This window comes from Sphingomonas sorbitolis (assembly GCF_036663875.1).
GTDB lineage: Bacteria > Pseudomonadota > Alphaproteobacteria > Sphingomonadales > Sphingomonadaceae > Sphingomonas.
This window is the reverse complement of the sequence record NZ_JAXOJS010000001.1, coordinates 437397-456177: the sequence shown is the minus strand read 5'-3', so window position 1 is coordinate 456177 and position 18781 is coordinate 437397. Positions and strand designations below refer to the sequence as shown.

Sequence of the window (18781 nt, the reverse complement as noted above, 5' to 3'; positions counted from 1 at the left end):
CAGAGCGTTCAACCTGCTCACTTGCATTTCCCATTCGGATTGGCGACCGGGACGCGTTGAGAATCATACGGCTGGTTCTTCAGTAACGTGGTTGCCGCGATGCTCATCGTCGATGGCCAGCCCATCAGTCCCGCTACCGGGAACAGGCGCTGGTAGGTGACGGTCATCGTATATTGGGTCACGTCCTCGGCACCGCCCTGACCGGTCAGCCCGGGATCCGCATCCCAGGTGCCGTTACCATTGATGTCGGTGAAGGTTTCGCTGTTGTTGCAGATCTTGTCGCCGTTCTTGTCAGTGAAGTCTTCGGGTTTCATCGACTGGAATGTCGAATAGCTCTTGCGTTTTGCCTCGTAGGTGGCGCCGGGCGCCACCATCTTGACCATCTTCCAGACTTGATCGTCGAACGTCCCCGCGTTTGCTGCGCCGCCCTCGATGGCGGAATCCCGTGCCGCCTTCTGCAGGGCGCCGTCCAGAATCGACTGCGCGTAGATTTGATGCACCAGATCGAACAGCCCCATCAGGAGGATCATCAGGACAGGGATCACCATCGCGAATTCGATGATTGTCGCGCCCCTTCGGTCCGATGCGAGGTTTCGGCTGCGGCGAACGCGGATCTTGGTTTGGCGGATCATTTCGACAACCGTAGCCGGGCAACTTGCTTGGCGATCCTGATGAACGCCGCCGACAGATCCTCGCCGCTCGTGGTGAACAGCGCCTGATCCGCCGTCGTGGCGCACTTCGTCATCTCCGCGGTGGCGCTTGGCGCGATCGATACGGTCCAGACGTCGATCTGCATGTTCTGCGCCTTTGCGCATTCCGCCAGTAATCGAGCATTGTGATAGGCTTTCTGCCGGTCCGTCCCAAGATCGCCGCCGGTTACTCGCCCGTCATAATATTCCATCCCGTACAAGCCATAGCCATAGGGGGAAGGCGACATGTCGCCGTCGGTTAGGAAGATGATCACCTTGTTGGTTGCGCCGCGGCCGGGCCATGGCGCATTGTCATCCGCGAAAATGCCGGACGTCGACATCATTCGAGTACCCCAGATCATCCCGACATCGTGATAGGTCCCGCCCAGAGCCACGAAATCCGCCGCAGAAACATACGCCTGTACTTGCGCCTTGGTCATTGTAGTCAACCGCTGGACGGGCTTGCCGCACGCGACCCATCCTCCCTTCTGCTTGGTCGGCGAGTTCATCTTTTCCCAAAGATTTGCATTGCCGCCATTGTCGTTCACGTTGATCGTGTTGGTGGTAAAGACGTTGGTCGACGAAAACCGCTGATACTCGACGTCAGGCCATAGCGGACGCCACCGTGTGTCATCGTTAGATGGCACGAGATCGGGATCGAGGTCGGCAGGCAGGTTATCCGTATCGAACGTCATGGCCTTGGCCGTGGTGACGCGCTCCTCGATACAGCCCAGCCAAGCCGACGATGCGCCATTGATTTCGGTGGGATCGGCGACGCTGTTCCCGGCGACATAGTTCGTGACGTCCCAGGGATAGGATTGGTACGTCCATACGGCGCTGACGGTCTGCGTGGACGTCGTACACACCTTGAAGACCGTATCCCAATACTGGGTCGCGACCGTGGCGCGCAGAGTGGAGGGGTTGTAGGTGAAAGGCTGACTAGGGGTTGCACTAGGTGTCCGCGTGACCGTCGGGTTGGCCGCCGTCGGGCAGAGCTTCTGGCTCGTCGTGTTCGTCGTGATTATCGGAATGCCTTCTTTCCTGTCGGCAGTCACCTTACGGGACTGATAGTCCCATGTCGTCCGCGCGCCCGGGCTGCCGATCATGTAGCCCATCGATTTGGCCTGCACTGCGGCACCCGTATTGACGCTGGAACTGTAGGTCACGAAACCGTAGCGAACATGCGTCGTCGCCTGAATGTTCGAATCCATCGTCGAATAGAAGTCGACCACCGCCTTGCGGAGCGCGGCAATGCGCGATCCGCTTTTTTCGGGAACGGCATAGCCGACCGTCCCGGCATACCCATTGGTCTGGTCCAGACCGTCGTATCCGGAGGCTGCATCGGCCGGCACCCTGGCCGGGCGAGAATAGCTCGTGATGGCGTTATTGTTGACCTGGGTGTTCACATAGGCCGAACAGGTGGCTTCGCTGTCCGACGGCAGGCACGCCATCGATCCGGTTGTATCAAGGACGAACAGGACGTCGGTGTCGGCAACGTCGTAGCGTGCTTCGCAGGTGACGCTGAGCGTGACGTCTGGCGCCATGAACGCCTTCATGATGGTCATCGGCACCACGACCGTCGCGGTGCCGGCGACCCGGTTCTCGGTTGTCTTGACGGGTACGAAATTGACGTTCGACGTGCCAATCCAGCCGGCGCGCAGGTTGTTCGCGAAGAATATCCCTGCTTGGTCGGCCGCGGTTTTCTCCAGCGTCTTGCTCTCGCTGTCGGTCATGAACTTCCGTCCTGCCAGCACACCCGCGTCGCAGGCCTGCTGCATGCGGCTTTTCACGACATACAGCCGTGCCATGTCGATCGCCGAACCGGCAATGGCACATAACGGTATCAAGGCTGCGGCCATGATCGCGAGCGTATTGCCCCGGATGTCGCGGCGCAGGCGTCCCAGAACCGTATTTGCCTTTGCCACTTTACTTCGCATCGTCGATTCCCATGTCGGCTTCTGATGAGCCCGGTGTGCCATGCGGGATGACCCGGTAAGCTTGGCTCAAGAGAGATGGTAAACAGCGCCGTAACCAACGGGCTTCGGCGCTCGATGCGGCTTCTGTGCGGGGGGTTGCTCCGCTATCGCACCCGAATGACCCGAGACACCGCCGCCTTCGCGCTTGCTCTCAGCTACGCCCCGACCGCAATGCGGCCCGGACTCGCGGCCCTGTTCGCGCTTGATGACCGGTTGGCGGCCATCGTCCGGTCGACGCGCGAACCGATGGTGGGACAAATGCGGCTGACATGGTGGTACGAGGCGCTTGGTCGGCTTGACGAGGCTGCAGCGCCGCGGGAGCCCGTGTTGCAGGCAATTGCGCAGATGGTTCAGCCGCACGGTGTGGCGGGCAGTTCACTCGCGGCGATGACCGATGGCTGGGAAATGCTGCTGCAGGAAGAGCTTACGGATACGGCGATCGCGCGGTTCGCAACGGATCGGGGCGGGCGGCTGTTCGCAGCAGCCGGAAAGATCCTGGGCGTGCATGATCCTCGTATCGCGCTGGCCGGAGAGGGCTGGGCGCTCGCCGACTTGGCGCTCGGCATGACGGATCCGCGCGTCGCGGCGCGGGCGCGAAGTCTGGCGAAGGTGCGGTTCCGAGCGGCCTTTACAGGACGATGGCCCCGTCGCGGTCGATCCCTGGGCGCGATGGCGCTGATGGCCCAGTTCGACGCAACAGCGGCCGCCGACGGTGCAATTGCCCCCACCCGACAAATCGCGCGTCTACTGCGGCGCAGATTGACCGGATACTGACCAATCGGGTTGGGGACGATCGTCGGGGCGCCTAGCATCCCGCCGGATGACGGGCGGCAGCGGGGGCGGGACGATGTGGCGATACCTGACGGGTGGTGCGGCGGTGATCGGGTTGATCGTCGCGGGGTTCATGCTGTTCAGCGGCAAGGCGAGGCCGGGGCCCATTCTGCCAGCGCAACCCACGTCGCAGATCGGCGGGTCCGCACTCGCTTTAGATCCGCTACCCGATGCCGCGCCCGAAGCCACCGACAAGACGCGCGAACAGAAGCGGTTCGATCGCTACGACAAGGACCGCGATGCGAAGATCACGCGCGAGGAATACCTCGTCCAGCGGCGTAAGGCTTACGCGCGGCTCGATGTGGACGGCGACGGCAAGCTGTCGTTCGACGAGTGGGCGGTGAAGGCGACGACTAAGTTTGCCGACGCGGATCGCGACAAATCGGGCACGATGACCGCGCCCGAATTTGCCACGACCGCGGTCAAGCGGAAGGGGCCAGCTCGGGTGAATTGTCCACCGTCTCAGGCTGTTGCCGAGGAGAGTTGAGCCACTCTGCAAGCGCCGCGCGGCCCCGGTCGGTGTACATCTTCTTGCGATCGGTCTTCTTGGTGCGGCCGGGAATCGGCGGGAACAGCCCGAAGTTCACGTTCATCGGCTGATACGTCTCGGCCTCCGCGCCGCCGGTGATGTGGCCCAGCAGGGCGCCGAGCGCGGTCGCGTAGGGTGGCGGCGTCAACGTCTTGCCCGTCAGTTCGGCCGCCGCGAACAACCCTGCGAGCATACCGATCCCGCAGCTCTCGATATACCCCTCACACCCGGTGATCTGGCCGGCGAAGCGGATGTTGGGGCGCGACTTCAGCCGCAGCGTCTCGTCCAGCAGTTCGGGCGAGCGGATGAAGGTGTTGCGGTGCAGGCCGCCCAATCGCGCGAACTCGGCGTTTTCCAGACCGGGAATCGTGCGAAACAGCCGCACCTGATCGGCGTGCTTGAGTTTGGTCTGGAAGCCGACGATGTTCCACAGCGTGCCTTGCGCATTGTCCTGCCGAAGCTGGACGACCGCGTGCGGCCAGCGTCCGGTCTTCGGATTGTCGAGGCCCACGGGCTTCATCGGGCCATAGCGCAACGTATCGACGCCGCGCTCCGCCATCACCTCGATCGGCATGCAGCCGTCGAAATACGGCGTGTCCTTCTCCCAGTCCTTGAACGGGGTCTTCTCGCCGTCGACCAAGCCCTGGTGGAAGGCGAGATACTGGTCCTTGTCCATTGGGCAGTTGATGTAATCCTTGCCCTCACCCTTTTCCCAGCGCGATGCGAACCAGGCGGTGTCCATGTCGATCGAATCGCGGTGGACGATCGGCGCGAGCGCATCGAAGAACGCGAGCGCCTCGCGGCCGGTCTCCGCACCGATCCCCGCGGCGAGCGATGCGGCGGTGAGCGGGCCGGTGGCGATGATGGTCGGGCCATCTGGAAGCGCGTCGATGCGTTCGCGCACCAGCGTGATGTTCGGATGCTGGTCGATCGCCTCGGTCACGCTGTTCGAGAAATTGTCGCGATCGACCGCGAGCGCTGAGCCCGCGGGGACGCGGTGGATGTCCGCCTGGCGCATGATCAGCGAACCGAGCGTGCGCAGTTCCTGATGAAGCAGGCCAACCGCGTTGCTGTCGGCATCGTCCGAGCGAAAACTGTTCGAGCAGACGAGTTCGGCGAGCCCGTCAGTCTGGTGCGCGGGCGTACCTTCGCCGCTGCCGCGCATTTCGGAGAGGCGCACCTTGAGGCCCGCTTCGGCGAGTTGCCAGGCGGCTTCGGAACCGGCGAGGCCGCCGCCGATGACGTGAATATCGTGGGTCATTCCGGTCAGATAGCGCGGGACGCCTGTCATGTCAGCGGTTGTCGTGCCAGCGGTGTAATCCCACTTCGCCTTCATGACCCACCCCACGAAGATCTTCACGATCGGCTATGAAGCCACGACGATGGCCGATTTCCTCAGTACGCTGAAGGCGGCGGGGGTGGAGCGGGTGATCGACGTCCGCGCGCTCCCGTTGTCGCGGCGGCCTGGGTTCTCGAAGACCTCGCTGGCTGCGTCGTTGCGCGAGGTCGATATCGACTATGTGCATCTGAAGGCACTCGGAACGCCGAAGCGCGGACGTGACGCGGCAAAGAAGGGCGACGTAGCGACGCTTACCGCGGTGTACGATGAGCAACTCGACCTCCCCGAGGCACAGGCGCAGGCCGCGATGATGCTCGGGCTCGCCGCGGAGACGCCGAGCGCGCTGCTCTGTTACGAACGTGACCCGTGTCATTGCCACCGGACCTTGCTGTTGCACGCGGTGGGCGAGGGGGCAGAGGTCGTGGATCTTTATACGTAGGCCGGGCTAGCCGCCCCTTCGTAAAACCCGGCCGCGCCGCCTCGTCCGCTACCCACACTATCCGTCACCCCAGCGAAAGCTGGGGTATTCCTGTTTGGCGTGCGACATCTGCCCCGAGAGATACACCAGCTTTCGCTGGGGTGACGGTAAGATAGGTGGGGCATGCGAGAGGTTGCGGTCGAGTGTTATGTCGACAGCGTGACGCAGGGCAATGTTGCGTTGCAGCACACTCTCCGCTACAAAGCCCCTACTCGCTGGGACCCGGTGCAATTCCGGGTGGCTATTCCGGCCGCCGATCCGCCGGACAACGCACCGACGCTTTTATCACGAACCGCCCGCGCAATCGCCGCGGTTCTCGCGTCCTATGCGGATACACACATGACATCATATTCTCGTTACCGGGCCGAATGGTTCAGCGGCCCCACGGCTGCGCGCCGTGACGTTCTCGCCGGCATGGTCGGCACCTTCGCGCTGATCCCCGAGGTCATCGCCTTCTCGTTCGTTGCCGGCATCGATCCCGAAGTCGGCCTGTTCGCCTCTTTCGTGATCGGCATCGTCATCGCGGTCGCTGGCGGGCGCCCCGCGATGATCTCCGGTGCGGCAGGCTCCGTCGCGCTGGTCGCCGCTGCGCTCGTCCACGCCTACGGCCTGCAATATCTGCTCGTCGCGACGATCCTCGCCGGCGCGCTCCAGATCGCCTTCGGGCTCGCCAAGCTCGACATATTGATGCGCTTCGTCTCGAAGTCGGTCCATGCCGGCTTCGTCAACGCGCTCGCGATCCTGATCTTCTCCGCGCAGGTGCCGCAGATGGTCGGCGTCAGCTGGCAGGCCTATGCGATGATCGCCGGCGGCCTCGCAATCATCTACCTCATGCCTCGTATCTCCAGCGCGATCCCGTCGCCGCTGATCTGCATCGTCGTCCTCACCGCGATCGCGATGTCGTTCCCGATGCCGCTGAAGACCGTTGGCGATCTCGGTCGCCTGCCGGACTCACTCCCCTCGTTCGGGCTACCCGACGTGCCCCTGACCTGGGACACGCTGCGGATCGTCGCCCCCTATGCGTTCGCGATGGCCGCGGTCGGCCTGCTCGAATCGATGATGACGGCGAGCGTGGTCGACGAACTCACCGAAACCACGAGTTCGAAGGCGCGCGAGTGCACCGGCCTCGGCCTCGCCAACATTGCGGCGGGCGCGTTCGGCGGGATCGCCGGGTGCGGGATGATCGGCCAGACCGTCGGTAACGTCCGCTACGGCGGCACCGGGCGGCTCTCGACGATGGTCGCGGGCGTGTTCCTGCTGATCGTCATGGTCCCGCTGCGGCCATGGGTCGCGCAGGTGCCGGTCGCGGCGCTGGTCGCGATCATGATCATGGTGTCGATCAGCACCTTCTCCTGGGGCTCGCTCCGCGACCTCACGCGGCACCCGAAGATGTCGAGCGTGGTGATGGTCGCGACCGTCGTCGTCACCGTCGCGACGCACGATCTGTCGCTCGGCGTCGGGATCGGCGTGCTGCTCAGCGGGGTGTTCTTCGCGTGGAAGGTCACCCGGCTGATGGACGTCGCGATCGATCACGACGTGGCAACCGACACGCGTATCTACCGGGTAAGCGGGCAGATCTTCTTCGCCAGCGCCGACATCTTCGCCGACCGGTTCGACCTGCGCGAGGCGGCCCGCGCTGTCCGTATCGACCTGACCAACGCGCATCTCTGGGACGTCACGGCAGTCGCCGCGCTAGAAGATGTCGTCGGCAAACTGCGCCGCCACGGTCGCGAGGTCGAGGTCATCGGCCTCAACACGGCGAGCGCAACGCTGGTCGATCGCCATGCCCCGCTGATGATGGACCCGATCAAGGGGTAATGCTCGATCTTTGGGGCGGGCGAGAAATACGATGCTGTACGCGCCGCCCCGACGCCCTACGTCGAGGAGGATGACGAAACTTTCAGATACCGGCCCCGTGTCGCTCACGCATCTCCAGCGGCTCGAGGCCGAGAGCATCCACATCCTTCGCGAGGTGGTCGCCGAGTGCGAGCGCCCGGTGATGCTCTACAGCGTCGGCAAGGATTCCGCGGTGATGCTGCATCTCGCGCGGAAGGCCTTTTACCCGTCGCCGCCGCCATTCCCGCTGCTGCACGTCGATACGACGTGGAAGTTCAAGGCGATGTACGACCTGCGCGACCGGATGGCGGCGGAGAGCGGCATGGAGCTGCTCGTCTACAAGAACCCCGAGGCCGAGGCGCGCGGGATCAACCCGTTCGATCACGGCGCGCTCCACACCGATATTTGGAAGACCGAGGGGCTCAAGCAGGCGCTCGACCTTCACGACTTCGATGCGGCGTTCGGCGGGGCGCGGCGCGACGAGGAAAAGAGCCGCGCGAAGGAACGCGTCTTCTCGTTCCGCGCGGCGCATCACCGCTGGGATCCGAAGCAACAGCGCCCCGAGCTGTGGAACCTCTACAACGCGCGGAAAGCGAAGGGCGAGAGCATCCGCGTCTTCCCGATCTCGAACTGGACCGAACTCGACGTCTGGCAATATATCCAGCTCGAGGACATCCCCATCGTCCCGCTCTATTTCGCCGCCCCGCGCCCCACCGTCGAGCGCGACGGCATGCTATTGATGGTCGACGACGATCGCTTTCGGCTGGAGCCCGGCGAGGTGCCGGTCGAGCGCTCGATCCGATTCCGCACGCTTGGCTGCTACCCGCTGACGGGGGCGGTAGAGAGCGAGGCCGACAACCTGTCCGCGGTGATCCAGGAGATGCTGCTGACTACTACCAGCGAACGCCAGGGCCGCGCGATCGACCGCGACGCGGGCTCGGCCAGCATGGAGAAGAAGAAGCAGGAGGGCTATTTCTGATGGCAACGCGCGTGCAAGAGTCCGCCTATCAGGTGCAAGACATCATCGCCGAGGACATCGACGCCTATCTGTTCCAGCACCAGCATAAGAGCCTGCTCCGGTTCATTACCTGCGGGTCAGTGGACGATGGAAAGTCCACGCTTATCGGGCGGTTGCTGTATGATTCTAAGATGATCTTCGAGGATCAGCTCGCTGCGCTGGAGAGCGATTCGAAGAAGGTCGGCACGCAAGGCCAGGAGATCGATTTCGCGTTGCTGGTCGACGGGCTCGCCGCCGAGCGCGAGCAGGGCATTACGATCGACGTCGCCTATCGCTATTTCTCGACCGAGAAGCGCAAGTTCATCGTCGCGGATACGCCGGGGCACGAGCAATATACGCGCAACATGATCACCGGTGCGTCGACCGCCGATCTCGCGGTGATCCTGGTCGATGCGCGCAAGGGCATCCTGACGCAGACCAAGCGCCACAGCTATCTCGCGCACCTGATCGGCATCCGGCACCTCGTGTTGGCGGTGAACAAGATGGACCTCGTCGGGTACGAGCAGGCGACCTACGACCGGATCGTGGCGGACTATGCGGCGTTCGCGGAGTCGATCGGGATCGCCGGTTTTACGCCGATGCCGATCTCGGGATTCAAGGGCGACAACATTACCGCCGCGAGCGCGAATACGCCTTGGTATGACGGTCCGACGCTGATCGACCATCTCGATACGGTGATGCTCGACGTCAGCGAGGATCAGGCCGGCGCATTCCGGATGCCCGTGCAGTGGGTGAACCGTCCGAACCTCGATTTCCGGGGCTTTTCCGGCCTGGTCGCGAGCGGTTCGATCGCACCGGGTGACGCGGTGCGCATCCTGCCGGGCGGGCGTACTTCGACGATCGCTCGGGTCGTCACGTTCGGCGGCGATCTGTCGAGCGCCGTCGCCGGGCAATCGGTCACGCTGACGCTCGCGGACGAGATCGATTGCTCGCGCGGTGACGTCATCGTTGCCGCTGAATCCCCCCCCGAGGCTGCCGATCAGTTCGAGGCGACCGTCGTCTGGATGGCAGACGAGGAGATGCTGCCGGGACGTCCTTACTGGCTGAAACTCGCGACGCAGACCGTGACGGCGACCATCCAGCAGCCGAAATACGCGATCAATGTCAACACGCTGGAGCGGCTCGCTGCCAAGACGTTGGAGCTTAACGCGATCGGCGTCGCCAACCTGTCGACAGACCGACCGCTGGTGTTCGAGCCCTACGCAGACAATCGCCAGCTCGGCGGGTTCATCCTGGTCGACAAGATCACCAACGCGACCGTCGCGGCGGGGATGCTGCACTTTTCGCTCCGGCGTGCGCAGAACGTGCACTGGCAGGCGACCGATATCGGCCGAGAGGCGCACGCCGCGCTGAAGAACCAGAAGGCGGCAGTGCTGTGGTTCACTGGTCTGTCGGGCGCGGGGAAGTCTACGATCGCCAATCTGGTCGAGATGAAGCTCGCGCGCATGAACCGCCATACGTTCCTGCTTGACGGCGACAATGTACGCCACGGGCTGAACCGCGATCTCGGCTTCACTGATGCGGACCGGGTCGAGAATATCCGCCGCGTCGGCGAGGTCGCCAAGCTGATGACCGATGCCGGGCTGATCGTGATCACCGCGTTCATCTCGCCGTTCCGCGCCGAGCGTGAGATGGTGCGGCAGATGATGGCGCCGGGCGAGTTCATCGAGGTGCATATCGACACGCCGCTCGCGGAGGCGGAGCGCCGCGACGTGAAGGGGCTGTATGCGAAGGCCCGGGCGGGGAAACTGACCAACTTCACCGGGATCGACTCCCCCTATGAAGCGCCGGCCAACCCGGAGATCCGGATCGACACGTCGGGCATGACTCCCGACGAGGCGGCCGATGCGATCGTCGCGATGCTGATCCCATGAGCGTGATGACCGATGGCGAACTCGCCGCGCATCTGGCCGAGACGGCGGGGCGGTTGCTGCTCGAAGTGCGACGGTCGGGCGTGTTCTCGCCCGGCGCGCTCGGCAAGGCCGGGGACGAGACCGCGAACGCCTTCCTCGTTCACGCGCTGCAGGATGCGCGGCCGAACGACGGTCTGTTGTCGGAGGAGCGGCGGTGCGACGGGACGCGGACGGCGATGTCGCGCGTGTGGATCGTCGATCCGGTCGACGGAACGCGCGAATATGGCGAGGCGCGCGACGACTGGGCGGTGCATGTCGCGCTTGCGATCGACGGGGTCGCGACGGTCGGCGCGGTCGCGCTGCCGGGATTGGGGCTCGTCCTGCGCTCGGATCAACCCGTGCCCGTACCGCCACCGGCCGATCCGCTGCGGATGGTCGTCAGCCGGACGCGGCCCGCGCCCGAGGCGGTGAAGGTCGCCGAGGTCCTGGGAGCGATGCTGATCCCGATGGGCTCGGCCGGCGCAAAGGCGATGGCGGTGGTCCGCGGCGAGGCGGATATCTACCTGCATTCTGGCGGGCAGTATGAGTGGGATTCCGCCGCGCCGGTCGCGGTGGCGGCGGCGTTCGGGTTGCATTGCAGCCGGATCGACGGGTCGCCGTTGGTGTATAATTGTCGGGATGTCTACATGCCCGACCTGCTGATCTGCCCGGTTGCATTGCGTGACCGGGTGATGGCGGCGATGGTAGCGTAGGTTCTCCTGCGAAGGCAGGAGCCCAGGGTTACAAACGTCAACACCCGTAACCCTGGACTCCTGCATGCGCAGGAGAACACATTACTGCTGCGGTTCGGCGTCGTTCTCTACCGGAGCCTCATCGCGCGTAACCCGAGCGGTCATGCCCGTGGCGTCGGCATCGTCAAGCATCTGCTCGTCCGGCGCGACCGGTTTTTCGCGTGGCGGTTCGACCACAGCGGGTGCTGCCGGTGCGGCTTCGACCGGTGCCGCCTCGACCGGGGCAGGGGCCGCCTCGGTCTCGGTCACGCCGGTATCCTCGACCATGTTGGTGTCCGTCGGCGGCTGCTCAGGCTCGGAACGAGAGCAGCCGGCCAGCGCCATGGCGGCTAGCAGGCCGCCGGCGATGGCGGTACGGGTGCGGGTGGAAATCGTCATGTCTGACCCTCTCAGCGAGCGGCGATCGTCTGGCGTGCGGTGCGCGCCTCGATCTTGGAGGCAAGGATGCCGTCCCAGTCATAGGGATCGGCGCGAAAGTTCATCTGGCCGTTGCCGCTGGCAAATGCGGTCCAGTAGAGCAGATAGACCGACACAGGCTTGGTCAGGCGGGCACGGACCGTGTCACCCTTGGCAACCGCGGCATCGACCATCTCGGGCGTCCACGCGGGATCGCCCTTGAGCAGCAGGTCGGCAAGTTCGGCAGGCTTTTCAAGGCGAACGCAGCCATGGCTCGCAAGCCGGCTGAAGCTTGCGAACTTCGCACGGCTCGGCGTGTCGTGGAGGTACACCGAATAATCGTTGGCGAAGTCGAACTTGAACCGCCCCAGCGCGCTCTGATCGCCAGCCTGTTGCTGAAGCCGCGTGCCGTCGATCACCTTGATGCCGTTGCGCTTGAAATAGCCCGGGTTCGCGCGTTCCTTCGGCCACAATTCCTTCGTAGCGATCGACGTCGGCACGTTCCAGGGCGGGTTGATGACGATGCTGTGGATCGTCGACGAGAGCATCGGCGTTTCGTCGCCCGGTCGCCCGGTGACCGCGCGCATCGACTGCACCGGCGTGTCGCCATCAAACACGGTCAGCACGGCGGCGGCGATGTTCACCTGGATCCGGTCGCGCGGCAGGTCCTGCGGCAGCCAGCGCCAGCGCTCCATGTTCGCCATGATCTGACGCACGCGGTCGGTTGCCGACACATTGAGCGCAGCCAGCGTCTGCGTCGAGACAATCCCGCTGGGGTTGAGGCCGTAGCGTCGTTGCGCGCGACGGACCGCATCGACGAGCGCGGCATCGAATTTGTCGCCGCTCGTCGAGACGTCCTTGTCCTCGGCCGCGAGCCGCTTGCGCAGCGCCAACACCCGCGGACCCGACGCACCGATCGTGAAATCCGGGCCGGATGCGAGCGGCGACCAGCCACCGGCAGCGGCGATCGAACGGTAGTTCTGGAGACCCTTGCGAAGCCCGTCATAACCGGCATAGGGCGGCGGCAGCGACGCGAACCACGCCGCGATCCGATCGAGCCGGACTGCGTCGGCAAATGCCGGGGTCGGATCATAGGCGGGCGGACGCAGGCCCCAATCCTTCTGGAAATCGGCGCCGCTAAGACGACCGGCATGCACCGCGCGCGCATGGTCGAGCGCGGCACGGACGAGTTCGTCCTTGCTCGGCGCGCTGGTCGATACCGTGGCGGCGGACTTCAGGCCCTGTGCGACGATGTCGCCATTGAGCAGCTTGTCGAGCAGCGCGGCCTGCGTGTCGCTCAGCGGCGGCACGGTGATCACCGGTGGCGCGAGCGTCGGCGTTGGCATGGCAGCAGGCGTGGTCGGGACGACCGGCGGCGGCGTGACCTGCGCGAACGACGGAGTTGGCATGGCAGCAGGCGTGGTCGGGACGACCGGCGGCGGCGTGACCTGCGCGAACGACGGAGTTGCCATCAACAGCGGGGCCGCCGCGAGCACGGACCGGATCACGCCAGTCTTCATTCGTCCATCATCGAAACCGCGAGCCATAATCGTCCTGTCTTGTATCTGGTCGATGCTTTCGCACGACGTAGCTCTCCCTTAGCTGAACCGGACTCGCTAAGCATCGCCAATCGGGCAAAATTAACGGTTGAGGCTACGGATTAAGGTTTTTCCTTCCGGGCAAGCACTTCATAGGCCATCACGGCCGTCGCGACGGCAGCGTTGAGGCTGTCCGCCTTGCCCAGCATCGGAATCTTGACCAGCACGTCGCAGGCTTCGGCCATTTCGGGCGGCATGCCCTGCGCTTCGTTGCCGGTGAGCAGGAAGGTCGGGCCGGTATAGGTGGCGGAGCGGTAATCCTTGTCGGTATCGAGGCTGAGACCGACCAGCTGGCCGGGACCGGTCCGAAGCCAGGTCTGGAACGGCGCCCATTCGGTCTTCACCACCGGGATCGTGAACAGCGCGCCCATGCTCGCGCGGACCGCCTCGACCGAGAAGGGGTCGACCGACTCGCCGATCAGGATCAGTCCACCCGCGCCGACCGCGTCGCCGGTGCGCAGGATTGTGCCAAGATTGCCGGGATCGCGCAGGCGTTCCGCGACGAGCCAGATGCCGGAGCTGGTGCGATCGAGGTCTTCGAGCGTCGCGTCGAACTCGTCGAACACGCCGACCACGGCTTGCGGGTTATCCTTGCCCGACAGCTTCGACAGAATATCCGGCGTGGTCTGGATCGAATCACCGCCGGCATCCTCGACGTCCATCGACAGCGCGTGCACCAACGGATGGTTCGCGCTGGCCGCTGCATAGAACAAGGTGCGGGGCAGGCGGCCGGTCTCGCGCGCCTCGGTGAGGATGCGCAGGCCCTCGGCGAGGAACTGCTTCGCCGCGCGCCGATGTCGCTTGTCGCGCAGGTCGCGGACGTACTTGATCAGCGGGTTCGAAAAGGCGGTTATCTCGCGGGGCATCTAGCGCCCCTTCCGCGTGCGGGAGGGCGTGGGGAGGGGTTTGTAAACACGCCGTCGCTCATGCCCTCCCCCGACCCCTCCCGCAAGCGGAAGGGGGGAAGATCGTCAATCCTCGCCGAACTTCGCCTCGACCAGTTCGGCCAGCGCAGCCACCGTATGCTCCGCGCCATCGCCGCTCGCGCTGATCGTGATCGCGTCGCCCATCGCCGCGCCAAGCATCATCAGCCCCATGATCGAAGTGCCGGTGACGTGATCCGACCCGTCCTTCGTGACGCTAACCTCGACCGGATGCGAGGAGGCGAGCGTGACGAACTTGGCGCTCGCCCGCGCGTGAAGCCCGCGGCGGTTGGTGATCTGCACGGTGCGCGAGACCTGGCTCACGCGGCCGCCTCGCCGAGAACCTCGGATGCTACCGAGATATATTTGCGACCCGCCTCACGTGCGGCCGCGACCGCAGCGACGACCGTCATCGACTTGCGCGCCGAGCCGAGCCGGATCAGCATCGGCAGGTTCATGCCCGCGATCACCTCGATCCGCCCGCGCTCCATCAGCGAGATGGCAAGGTTGGACGGGGTGCCGCCGAACAGGTCGGTCAGCACGATCACGCCGCGGCCGACATCGACCGCCTGGATTGCGGCGGCGATATCCGCGCGGCGCTCTTCCATATCGTCGTCGGGACCGATCGCGATCGGCTCGACGCGTTCTTGCGGGCCGACGACATGGATCATCGCGCGAACGAATTCCTCGGCCAATCGACCGTGGGTTACTAGAACAAGGCCGATCATATCAGCGTTTCATACTCATAAGACGACCGGTGATCCTTCGAGCGCATCTTGTGGAGCGGCCCCCAGGTCGCGGTGAACGATACTGGGCGAAAATCCCGCGTCGCGCAACCGTCGGGCGACACGGTCGGCGACATGCACCGACCGGTGTCTCCCTCCGGTACACCCGAATGCCACCGTGACGTAGGACTTGCCCTCCGCCCGGTAGCGCGGGAGCAACAACATCAGCAGCTCCTCGATTCGACTCACTGCGGCTTCGTAGGCGGGATCCTCGATGATGTAGGCAGAGACGTCTGCGTCGAGCCCGGTACCGGGACGGAGTGCTGCGTCCCAGTGCGGATTACGGAGGAAGCGCATGTCGAACACCAGATCGGCGTTGCGCGGCAGCCCGCGGGCGAACCCGAACGATCGGATCGACAGAGTCGGCTCACCGAGATCGTCGCCACCGAAGCTCGTGCGGATTTGTTGGGCGAGCTCGTTCGCCGCCATGTCGGTGGTGTCGATCAGCCGGTTCGCCCAGTCGCGCAACGGGGCGAGCAACTCGCGTTCACGACCGATGCCGTCATTGGCGGGACGATCGAGCGCGAGCGGGTGCCGCCGCCGCGTCTCGGAATAGCGGCGTTCGAGTTCGCTACCGGAGCAGTCGAGGAACAGGATCCCGACCTCCAAGCCGTGACGATCACGCAGATCGCGGATTCGGCGGATAATCCGCTCCGGATCGAAATCGCGGGTCCTCGCGCCGATACCGATCGCGAGCGGTCGCGAATCGTCGGTCGATCCTTCGGGAAGCGGTGCATCGAGGAGGCGGTCGAGCAGCAACAGCGGGAGATTGTCGACGACCTCCCAGCCGAGATCCTCGAGCGTCTTGAGGACGGTCGACTTGCCCGCCCCAGACATGCCGGTGACGAGTAGGATGTCCTTCGGTCGAGTCATGGCGAACACATCATTCTAGAGGCTCCGGATTGCACAATGCGAGTTCGACCTTGATCGGTGCGGAGGCTTCGAACGGATCGACCGCGAACTGACGGATTTCGATCCCGGCGATTTTTCGGGCGCGGCGTTCGGGCATGCGGTCTATCGCGCCATCGACGCGGACAAGAAGGCCGACGGGAACATCCTCGACATAGGGCATGGCGAGGATACCGATTCCCCGGACTTCGATCCGGCCGGCGATCGTCGCCGGTGCGCGTGCGCGGAGCATTTTGCCGGCGCGGATCACGAGCGTCTGGTCGTCACTGACGAGGACGGCACCGCGGTCGATCAGGCGTAAGGCGAGGTCGGACTTGCCCGATCCGGACACGCCCTCGATCATGACCGCCACGCCGCCGATGGCGACCGTGGTGGCGTGGAGCCTGTCGGAGGAGGGGACGACCACCAAGCGTCCTTACTCCGGCATGTCGGCGAGCGGTAGCCTTACCACGAAGCGCGCGCCGTCGAGCCGGTCTTCGCGGGATTCGACGAAGATCGTGCCCTGATGGCCGTCGACGATCGTCCGCGCGATCGCCAGCCCCAATCCAGAATGCTGGCCGAACGTCTCGCTGTCGGGGCGGACCGAATGAAAGCGCTTGAACACGTCTTCGCGCGCCTCTTCCGGAACGCCGGGACCTTCGTCCTCGACGCGGATGACGAGGTCCTCGCCTTCGCGGATGGCGGAGATCGCAATGAGCCCCGCGTCGGGCGAGAAGGAGAGCGCGTTGTCGATCAAATTCTCGAAGACTCGTTCGAGCCGCGCGCCTTCGCCGAATATGACCGTGCGATCGTCGGGGTTGCGATCGAACCGGAGGCGGATACCACGCTCGACCCCGCGTGCGTCGCGTTGCGCGACCAGACCGTCGATCATGGCGGCGACATCGACCGGCTCGAACTTCGCCCGACTGAGCTGTGCGTCGAGCCGTGACGCTTCGGAGATATCGGAGAGCAGGCGGTCGAGCCGGCGGACGTCGTCGCGGACGATCGCGAGCAATTGTGCCTGGAGCGCCGGATCCTTGACGCGCGACAGTCCCTCGACCGCGGACCGGAGCGAGGCGAGGGGGTTCTTCATCTCGTGCGTCACGTCGGCGGCAAACGCCTCGGTGGCGTCGATGCGGGCCCTGAGCGCGAGACTCATGTCGGAGAGTGCGCGTGCGAGCATGCCAAGTTCGTCGCGGCGCGAGGGGAGTCGGGGGACGACGACCTCGCGAGCACGACCCAGCCGGACACGCACAGCGGCACGCGCAAGGCGGCGAAGCGGGCGGACGATCGTGCGCGCGAGGAACAGCGACAACAGGATCGAGACGATCGACACGCCGAGCAGCACCATGCTGAGCCGGAACCGCTCGATGCGCACCGTCTTGGTGATATCGCGTGCGTTGACCGTGGTCATCACGACGCCGCCCATCGGCAGCGGCGCGGCGGCGGTCAGCACCGGCGTACGATCGGGCGCCCGCCAGACCGTCGTCGATACCATGCTGCGTCCGCGGACCGCCGTCACATCAGGCCATTGCTGCGTACCGCTGCGCTCGCGGTAGAGCGGCGGGCGCGGCGCCATGACGATGACGTCGATCGCCGCGTCCAGGAAGCGGGCGATCGTCTGGTCCCAATCTTCCTTGTCCGGGTCCATCAGCACGAAATTGCGCAGGCCCAGCACGCGGCTGTCAACGGTCGTCCGTCCCGTGCCGTCGAACAACCGGATACGCGAGCCCGTGTCACGCGCGAGCCTGACCACCAGCGGATCGCGCAGCGTCGGATCGACGGCGGCGATCGCCTCGCCGATCAGCCGCGCTTCACGCGCGGTCTGTGCGACACGATTGTCGACGACCCGGCTGCGATACGAGTCGAGATAGAAGAACCCGCCCGCCAGCAGCAGCAATGCGAAGATGTTGACCGCGAGAATCCGCCGCGTGAGCGAGATCTGTCCCGACCAGCGCAGCGTGAGATCGCGCCCGTCGACCCCCAGCTCATTCCTCAGAAAATCGATACCCGGCACCATATAATGTCTCGATAGCGTCGAACGCGGGATCGACCTGCCTGAATTTGCGGCGGAGCCGTTTTATGTGGCTGTCGATGGTCCGGTCGTCGACATAGATGTCGTCCTGGTACGCCGCATCCATCAGCTGGTTGCGCGTCTTGACGATGCCGGGGCGCTGCGCGAGCGTCTCGAGGATCATGAACTCGGTCACCGTCAGCGTGACCGGCTCGCCGCCCCACAACGTCCGGTGCCGAGCCGGGTCCATGCTGAGCCGCCCGCGATCTAGCGGCCCCGCCGCTTCGGCCTCGGTCTCGGTGCCCGGCGATTGCGTCAGCTCGGTACGCCGCAGGATCGCGCGGATGCGGGCGATCAGCAGTCGCTGCGAGAACGGCTTGGCGATGTAATCGTCCGCGCCCATCGCGAGCCCGAGCGCCTCGTCGAGCTCGTCGTCCTTGCTGGTGAGAAAAATCACCGGGATCTGGCTCTTCTCGCGCAGCCGACGCAGCAGTTCGAGCCCGTCCATCCGCGGCATCTTGATGTCGAACACTGCAAGATCGGGAGGGTTGTCGGTCAGCGCCTTCAACGCCGTCTCGCCGTCCGAATAGACGCGCGTGACGAAGCCCTCGGTCTGCAGCGCGATCGACACGGATGTCAGGATGTTGCGGTCGTCGTCGACCAGCGCGATCGTTGCCGTCATCTGGGAAGCTTTGCCTCGGTCGTTGGCGTGTCGGCGTAGGGCAAACCGCCGCGGCACTCAACTAGAGCCGTATCGGGACAGCGTCGTGGCTCAGTGGATTTGACCGGTGGAAAGCTGACCCGTACAGCCGGCCGCAACGACATACATACGTATGC

20 protein-coding genes and 1 other annotated feature are annotated in these 18781 nt (G+C 64.8%); of the genes, 8 read left to right on the top strand and 12 right to left on the bottom strand.

Annotation, left to right across the window (positions count from 1 at the left end; translation table 11 throughout):
- Positions 1-17: 17 nt before the first annotated feature.
- Positions 18-632: a TadE family protein gene (locus U1763_RS01860; protein WP_132735224.1), complete on the bottom strand. Its 615-nt coding sequence runs from the start codon at positions 630-632 to the stop codon at positions 18-20.
- Positions 629-2548: a pilus assembly protein TadG-related protein gene (locus U1763_RS01855; protein ID WP_332754395.1), complete on the bottom strand. Its 1920-nt coding sequence runs from the start codon at positions 2546-2548 to the stop codon at positions 629-631. The genes U1763_RS01860 and U1763_RS01855 overlap by 4 nt, the downstream gene beginning before the upstream one ends.
- Here U1763_RS01855 and U1763_RS01850 point away from each other — a divergent pair.
- The 3 genes from U1763_RS01850 (at position 2496) to U1763_RS01840 (ending at position 3983) form a co-directional block, all read left to right on the top strand.
- Positions 2496-2651, top strand: a complete 156-nt coding sequence (locus U1763_RS01850) for a hypothetical protein (protein ID WP_332754421.1) — start codon at positions 2496-2498, stop codon at positions 2649-2651. The two genes, U1763_RS01855 and U1763_RS01850, sit on opposite strands and share 53 nt — an antisense overlap.
- A 131-nt stretch (positions 2652-2782) precedes the next feature.
- Positions 2783-3439, top strand: coding sequence for a squalene/phytoene synthase family protein (locus U1763_RS01845; RefSeq protein ID WP_332753849.1), 657 nt, complete (start codon positions 2783-2785; stop codon positions 3437-3439).
- 73 nt (positions 3440-3512) lie between these two features.
- Positions 3513-3983 (top strand): EF-hand domain-containing protein, encoded by a 471-nt coding sequence (locus U1763_RS01840; protein WP_332754394.1) that lies wholly within the window; start codon positions 3513-3515, stop codon positions 3981-3983.
- Here the strand turns inward: U1763_RS01840 and trmFO are convergent.
- Positions 3919-5286, bottom strand: coding sequence for a methylenetetrahydrofolate--tRNA-(uracil(54)-C(5))-methyltransferase (FADH(2)-oxidizing) TrmFO (gene trmFO, locus U1763_RS01835; RefSeq protein ID WP_332754393.1), 1368 nt, complete (start codon positions 5284-5286; stop codon positions 3919-3921). The genes U1763_RS01840 and trmFO overlap by 65 nt on opposite strands.
- Positions 5287-5359: 73 nt before the next feature.
- On the opposite strand from trmFO, the gene U1763_RS01830 reads away from it, so the two are divergent.
- From U1763_RS01830 to U1763_RS01810, 5 genes are all read left to right on the top strand, one after another.
- On the top strand, positions 5360-5803 hold the full coding sequence (locus tag U1763_RS01830; protein WP_332753848.1) for a DUF488 domain-containing protein: 444 nt from the start codon (positions 5360-5362) through the stop codon (positions 5801-5803).
- A 254-nt stretch (positions 5804-6057) separates the two neighbouring features.
- Positions 6058-6113, top strand: a sequence feature (sul1 is cis-regulatory element that is thought to sense ions involved in sulfur or methionine metabolism; They are found in Alphaproteobacteria).
- Between the two features lie 68 nt (positions 6114-6181).
- A complete protein-coding gene (locus U1763_RS01825; RefSeq protein ID WP_332754392.1) occupies positions 6182-7660 on the top strand; it encodes a SulP family inorganic anion transporter in 1479 nt (492 codons plus the stop codon).
- 70 nt (positions 7661-7730) lie between these two features.
- Complete coding sequence (cysD, locus tag U1763_RS01820; RefSeq protein ID WP_332753847.1) at positions 7731-8657, top strand: sulfate adenylyltransferase subunit CysD; 927 nt, start codon at positions 7731-7733, stop codon at positions 8655-8657.
- Positions 8657-10570 carry a sulfate adenylyltransferase subunit CysN gene (gene cysN / locus U1763_RS01815; RefSeq protein WP_332753846.1) on the top strand — a complete coding sequence of 638 codons (1914 nt, stop codon included), beginning with the start codon at positions 8657-8659 and terminating at the stop codon, positions 10568-10570. The genes cysD and cysN overlap by 1 nt, the downstream gene beginning before the upstream one ends.
- A 5-nt stretch (positions 10571-10575) precedes the next feature.
- Positions 10576-11301, top strand: coding sequence for a 3'(2'),5'-bisphosphate nucleotidase CysQ (locus tag U1763_RS01810; RefSeq protein ID WP_332754391.1), 726 nt, complete (start codon positions 10576-10578; stop codon positions 11299-11301).
- 81 nt (positions 11302-11382) lie between these two features.
- Here the strand turns inward: U1763_RS01810 and U1763_RS01805 are convergent, their stop codons facing one another.
- The 9 genes from U1763_RS01805 to U1763_RS01765 form a co-directional block, all read right to left on the bottom strand.
- On the bottom strand, positions 11383-11718 hold the full coding sequence (locus tag U1763_RS01805; protein WP_132733984.1) for a hypothetical protein: 336 nt from the start codon (positions 11716-11718) through the stop codon (positions 11383-11385).
- Between the two features lie 11 nt (positions 11719-11729).
- A complete protein-coding gene (locus tag U1763_RS01800; protein WP_332753845.1) occupies positions 11730-13256 on the bottom strand; it encodes a L,D-transpeptidase family protein in 1527 nt (508 codons plus the stop codon).
- Positions 13257-13396: 140 nt separating this feature from the next.
- Positions 13397-14200 carry a TrmH family RNA methyltransferase gene (locus tag U1763_RS01795; protein ID WP_332753844.1) on the bottom strand — a complete coding sequence of 268 codons (804 nt, stop codon included), beginning with the start codon at positions 14198-14200 and terminating at the stop codon, positions 13397-13399.
- 105 nt (positions 14201-14305) lie between these two features.
- A complete protein-coding gene (locus U1763_RS01790; protein ID WP_132733989.1) occupies positions 14306-14581 on the bottom strand; it encodes an HPr family phosphocarrier protein in 276 nt (91 codons plus the stop codon).
- Positions 14578-14985 carry a PTS sugar transporter subunit IIA gene (locus U1763_RS01785; RefSeq protein ID WP_132896320.1) on the bottom strand — a complete coding sequence of 136 codons (408 nt, stop codon included), beginning with the start codon at positions 14983-14985 and terminating at the stop codon, positions 14578-14580. Before U1763_RS01785 ends, U1763_RS01790 begins: the two co-directional genes overlap by 4 nt.
- A 15-nt stretch (positions 14986-15000) precedes the next feature.
- Positions 15001-15915, bottom strand: a complete 915-nt coding sequence (gene rapZ, locus U1763_RS01780; RefSeq protein ID WP_132733993.1) for an RNase adapter RapZ — start codon at positions 15913-15915, stop codon at positions 15001-15003.
- A 10-nt stretch (positions 15916-15925) separates the two neighbouring features.
- Complete coding sequence (locus U1763_RS01775) at positions 15926-16360, bottom strand: HPr kinase/phosphorylase (protein WP_332753843.1); 435 nt, start codon at positions 16358-16360, stop codon at positions 15926-15928.
- Positions 16361-16366: 6 nt separating this feature from the next.
- On the bottom strand, positions 16367-17950 hold the full coding sequence (locus U1763_RS01770) for a sensor histidine kinase (RefSeq protein WP_332753842.1): 1584 nt from the start codon (positions 17948-17950) through the stop codon (positions 16367-16369).
- Positions 17919-18626 carry a response regulator transcription factor gene (locus tag U1763_RS01765; RefSeq protein ID WP_056058673.1) on the bottom strand — a complete coding sequence of 236 codons (708 nt, stop codon included), beginning with the start codon at positions 18624-18626 and terminating at the stop codon, positions 17919-17921. Before U1763_RS01765 ends, U1763_RS01770 begins: the two co-directional genes overlap by 32 nt.
- Between the last annotated feature and the right edge of the window lie 155 nt (positions 18627-18781).

What these genes read in the sequence shown, in the direction of transcription:
- U1763_RS01860 (WP_132735224.1), bottom strand. Translation starts at nt 632, where the DNA reads ATGATCCGCCAAACCAAGATCCGCGTTCGCCGCAGCCGAAACCTCGCA.
- U1763_RS01850 (WP_332754421.1), top strand. Translation starts at nt 2,496, where the DNA reads ATGTCGATCGCCGAACCGGCAATGGCACATAACGGTATCAAGGCTGCG.
- U1763_RS01855 (WP_332754395.1), bottom strand. Translation starts at nt 2,548, where the DNA reads ATGGCCGCAGCCTTGATACCGTTATGTGCCATTGCCGGTTCGGCGATC.
- U1763_RS01845 (WP_332753849.1), top strand. Translation starts at nt 2,783, where the DNA reads ATGACCCGAGACACCGCCGCCTTCGCGCTTGCTCTCAGCTACGCCCCG.
- U1763_RS01840 (WP_332754394.1), top strand. Translation starts at nt 3,513, where the DNA reads ATGTGGCGATACCTGACGGGTGGTGCGGCGGTGATCGGGTTGATCGTC.
- trmFO (WP_332754393.1), bottom strand. Translation starts at nt 5,286, where the DNA reads ATGACCCACGATATTCACGTCATCGGCGGCGGCCTCGCCGGTTCCGAA.
- U1763_RS01830 (WP_332753848.1), top strand. Translation starts at nt 5,360, where the DNA reads ATGACCCACCCCACGAAGATCTTCACGATCGGCTATGAAGCCACGACG.
- U1763_RS01825 (WP_332754392.1), top strand. Translation starts at nt 6,182, where the DNA reads ATGACATCATATTCTCGTTACCGGGCCGAATGGTTCAGCGGCCCCACG.
- cysD (WP_332753847.1), top strand. Translation starts at nt 7,731, where the DNA reads ATGACGAAACTTTCAGATACCGGCCCCGTGTCGCTCACGCATCTCCAG.
- cysN (WP_332753846.1), top strand. Translation starts at nt 8,657, where the DNA reads ATGGCAACGCGCGTGCAAGAGTCCGCCTATCAGGTGCAAGACATCATC.
- U1763_RS01810 (WP_332754391.1), top strand. Translation starts at nt 10,576, where the DNA reads ATGACCGATGGCGAACTCGCCGCGCATCTGGCCGAGACGGCGGGGCGG.
- U1763_RS01805 (WP_132733984.1), bottom strand. Translation starts at nt 11,718, where the DNA reads ATGACGATTTCCACCCGCACCCGTACCGCCATCGCCGGCGGCCTGCTA.
- U1763_RS01800 (WP_332753845.1), bottom strand. Translation starts at nt 13,256, where the DNA reads ATGAAGACTGGCGTGATCCGGTCCGTGCTCGCGGCGGCCCCGCTGTTG.
- U1763_RS01795 (WP_332753844.1), bottom strand. Translation starts at nt 14,200, where the DNA reads ATGCCCCGCGAGATAACCGCCTTTTCGAACCCGCTGATCAAGTACGTC.
- U1763_RS01785 (WP_132896320.1), bottom strand. Translation starts at nt 14,985, where the DNA reads ATGATCGGCCTTGTTCTAGTAACCCACGGTCGATTGGCCGAGGAATTC.
- rapZ (WP_132733993.1), bottom strand. Translation starts at nt 15,915, where the DNA reads ATGACTCGACCGAAGGACATCCTACTCGTCACCGGCATGTCTGGGGCG.
- U1763_RS01770 (WP_332753842.1), bottom strand. Translation starts at nt 17,950, where the DNA reads ATGGTGCCGGGTATCGATTTTCTGAGGAATGAGCTGGGGGTCGACGGG.
- U1763_RS01765 (WP_056058673.1), bottom strand. Translation starts at nt 18,626, where the DNA reads ATGACGGCAACGATCGCGCTGGTCGACGACGACCGCAACATCCTGACA.